Source organism: Rhodococcus sp. EPR-134, assembly GCF_001647205.1.
Lineage (GTDB): Bacteria > Actinomycetota > Actinomycetes > Mycobacteriales > Mycobacteriaceae > Rhodococcus_F > Rhodococcus_F qingshengii.
Window position 1 is genome coordinate 1 of the sequence record NZ_LVCT01000646.1, and the last position, 3,558, is coordinate 3,558.

A 3,558-nucleotide genomic window follows, 5' to 3' on the forward strand; every position below is an offset into this window, starting at 1 on the left:
TCTGCTTGAGCGGAGCGGACAGTGCAACGCGAACGATGTTCGCGCCGGTTGCCTCGTCACCTTCGAGCTTGAGGTCGTCCAGTGCGGGAGCTGCCTGGAGAAGTGCAACGCCACCACCGGCGACGATGCCCTCTTCGACGGCTGCCTTTGCGTTACGCACTGCATCTTCGATGCGGTGCTTGCGCTCCTTGAGCTCGACCTCGGTAGCAGCGCCTGCCTTGATGACTGCAACGCCGCCGGCCAGCTTGGCCAGACGTTCCTGCAGCTTCTCACGGTCGTAATCCGAGTCGCTGTTCTCGATCTCGGCGCGGATCTGGCTGACACGACCGGCGATTGCGTCGGCGTCGCCGGCACCCTCGACGATGGTGGTCTCGTCCTTGGTGATGACGACCTTGCGTGCCTGGCCGAGGAGCTCGAGGCCTGCGGTCTCCAAGGAGAGTCCGACCTCTTCGCTGATGACCTCGCCACCGGTGAGGATGGCGATGTCGGCGAGCTGAGCCTTACGACGGTCACCGAAGCCGGGAGCCTTGACGGCAACAGACTTGAAGGTGCCACGGATCTTGTTGACCACGAGGGTGGAGAGAGCTTCGCCCTCGACGTCCTCGGCGATGATCAGGAGCGGCTTGCCGGACTGGATGACCTTCTCCAGCAGGGGCAGCAGGTCCTTGACCGTGGAGATCTTGGAGCTGACGAGCAGGATGTACGCGTCTTCGAGGACGGCTTCCTGACGCTCTGCATCGGTGGCGAAGTACGCCGAGATGTAGCCCTTGTCGAAGCGCATGCCCTCGGTGAGCTCGAGCTGCAGGCCGAAGGTGTTGGACTCCTCGACCGTGATGACGCCTTCCTTGCCGACCTTGTCCATAGCCTCGGCGATGAGCTCACCGATGGACGGGTCGCCGGCGGAAATACCGGCGGTAGCAGCGATCTGCTCCTTGGTGTCGATCTCCTTGGCGGTCTCGAGCAGGCGAGCTGTGACAGCCTCGACAGCCTTCTCGATGCCGCGCTTGAGGCCGAGCGGGTTCGCGCCGGCTGCGACGTTGCGCAGACCTTCACGGACCAGTGCCTGTGCGAGAACGGTAGCGGTGGTGGTGCCGTCGCCAGCGACGTCGTCAGTCTTCTTGGCGACCTCCTTGACGAGCTCGGCGCCGATCTTCTCGTACGGGTCGTCGAGTTCGATCTCCTTGGCGATGGAAACACCATCGTTGGTGATCGTGGGGGCGCCCCACTTCTTTTCGAGAACGACGTTGCGACCCTTGGGGCCCAACGTCACCTTGACAGCGTCGGCGAGGGCGTTGAGGCCTCGCTCGAGGCCACGACGTGCCTCTTCGTCGAACGCGATGATCTTTGCCATTGCGAAGTGATCCTCCGGATAGGGGGTGACACACAAGGTGACCGCTCGTCGGGTCACCTCATCGGCACAAGGCGACCGTTTGACCGGTCACCTCATTACACGGGCGACCGATTTGCCTGGTCACCCATCTACGCCTGTGGTCTAGTCAGTGCCCGCGACGGACGACCGGGGGTGTCTATGGTTCCCGGTCTCACTGCCTCGACCTGGCACTCACGGTTCGCGAGTGCCAACTGCATTTTTAGCACTCGAGCGTGCCGAGTGCAAGGTTGAGCCTCAGCCCGCGATGCAGAACTGTCCGTTACTCAAATTGACCGCGAACGAGAGCACTCCGACGCAGTCGACGCCATTGGCATCGGCTGTAGCGCCCGCCCCGTAACCGGCGATGGCGAAGGTGACATTTCCGTCAGCCGCCCCGGCCCGCGCGATACCGCCGCCGAGCGCGAATGCCTGCGCCTGACCGTTACCGCGAGACGCGCCCAGCGCGGTTCCGAAGCCGTTGGCATATGAATTGGAGTAGCCGTTGTCGGCGGCGACGCTCACTGCCGTACCGCTCTCGGCGGCACCGGCCTGCGCGCGGCCGGCTCCGACGGACTGCGCGCCGCAGCTCGCGGTCTCGGAGACCTGGATGTCATTTGCCGACGGCGGCGAGACACACGCGACGGGCGCGGCGGAAGCAGCTCCCGCACCGGTCAGCGCCAGCCCGGCGGCGAGCCCCATACCTACAGTCATCACAGCCCCTGTTCTCGCCAGGCGGCCCCCCAACCGACTACTGGAAATTCCGCTGACTCGAGAGTATGAGCGACGGAACCAGACTGACGAGATCAAGGGCATAAAAACTCCTTCGTGGAACAAGTTCATTGGATTCGGGCGCGAGAGTACCCGCTCGAGTGAAGTCCGTCACCCCCGCCTGGTCAAGCCTCGAGGACGACCCCGAGAAGGGCCGGGAGATCCGCGACCGAATCGATGACATGATCGGGCTTCTGAACCGAGAGGTCGAGCACTGTTTGCCGAAACTTGCCTGTGCGCACCAGAACTCCGGTCAGGCCGACCCGCTGCGAGGAGAGGACGTCCCCGATCAGATCGTCGCCGACCATCACCGTCGCCTCAGGTTCGACATGCATCAACTCCGTGGCTGTCAGGAACCCCGTGAGAGACGGTTTACCCACTGCGGCGATGTTTACACCCGCCACTTCCTCGAAGCCGGGCAAGTACGTTCCGGTGTCGATCCGAAGGCCGTCTACGGTCTCCCACATCATCCCGCGGTGCATCGCGACGACGGGCACTCCGGCGAGCAGTAGTTCGAGCACTCGGCTCAGCGCCTCGTGGGTGAACTCCGGGCCGGCGCCGCCGAGAATCACGACCTCGGGATCGGCGTCGTCGAACTCGATTCCCTCGAGATCGGCGGACACGTCACCGTGATTGAGTACCCACGCCCTCGCGTCCGGGTACGTCGCCCGCACGTACTCCCCCGTGAGCCTGGCGGCAGTAACTATCTGGCTCGCCTCCACCTCGATACCGGCGTCGCACAACCCCTGCGCGATGAGTGTCGAACTGCGCGAGGTGGTGTTGGTCAGGAACCCACAGGCCAATCCGCGCCGCCGAACTTCGCGTACTGCTTCCCCTGCTCCCTCGATCGGCTGCCAGGACGTGAGCAGGACTCCGTCGATATCGAACAGAACACCTTCGATGTCGGCCATTGCACCAGCCTATATTCGCCATCGAGGTCCTGCCGAGGCGTCGAAACCCGAAATCCGTCCATCGCTCAGTAGGCTCCCACCCATGGACCTGCGCGACGACGACCTCTTCTCCGTTGCCGGTTCTCTGGCCGAATTGCTCGGCGCTCCCGTCACGATCGAGGACGAGAACTCGACGGTTCTCGCGTACTCCGGCGGCGAGCAGGCCGTAGACGAAGCTCGCATCGGCACGATCCTCGGTCGGCAGGTACCCAGCCGATTCCGCCAATTACTCTCCGATGCAGGAGTATTCGATCGGCTTCACCGAGAGAGCGATCCCATCTACGTCGACCTCGAAGACCCCGCGATCACGCCGCGACTGGTTATCGCAGTTCGCGAGAACGATCACCCCGTCGGCTCGATCTGGGTCGCACTGGCCGGAACACCGACGCCCACACAGGAATCGATACTTCGTTCCGCGGTATCTGTCGTGGCCGAGAGAATCGCCTCGGAGCGTGACCGGGTCGACAGCAC

General features: G+C 63.7%; 3 protein-coding genes and 1 pseudogene. 1 reads left to right on the top strand and 3 read right to left on the bottom strand.

Features of this window, described 5'->3' with window-relative positions:
- From groL to A2J01_RS28190, 3 genes are all read right to left on the bottom strand, one after another.
- A partial coding sequence (groL, locus tag A2J01_RS28180; RefSeq protein WP_064114049.1) for a chaperonin GroEL occupies positions 1-1,351 on the bottom strand: 1,351 nt, incomplete at its 3' end.
- A gap of 273 nt (positions 1,352-1,624) precedes the next feature.
- Entirely contained in the window at positions 1,625-2,182 is a 558-nt protein-coding gene (locus tag A2J01_RS28185; RefSeq protein WP_039973364.1) for a DUF6764 family protein, read from the bottom strand.
- Positions 2,183-2,262: 80 nt separating this feature from the next.
- The gene (locus A2J01_RS28190; protein WP_003941506.1) at positions 2,263-3,048 is read right to left on the bottom strand and encodes an HAD-IIA family hydrolase; all 786 of its coding nucleotides are present in this window, start codon (positions 3,046-3,048) and stop codon (positions 2,263-2,265) included.
- A gap of 82 nt (positions 3,049-3,130) precedes the next feature.
- Between A2J01_RS28190 and A2J01_RS28195 the strand changes: the two are divergent.
- Positions 3,131-3,558 (top strand): annotated as a pseudogene (locus A2J01_RS28195) (PucR family transcriptional regulator); the annotation flags it as partial.

Excerpts from the sequence above, each read along its gene's own strand:
- A2J01_RS28185 (WP_039973364.1), bottom strand. The coding sequence starts at position 2,182 with ATGCCCTTGATCTCGTCAGTCTGGTTCCGTCGCTCATACTCTCGAGTC.
- A2J01_RS28190 (WP_003941506.1), bottom strand. The coding sequence starts at position 3,048 with ATGGCCGACATCGAAGGTGTTCTGTTCGATATCGACGGAGTCCTGCTC.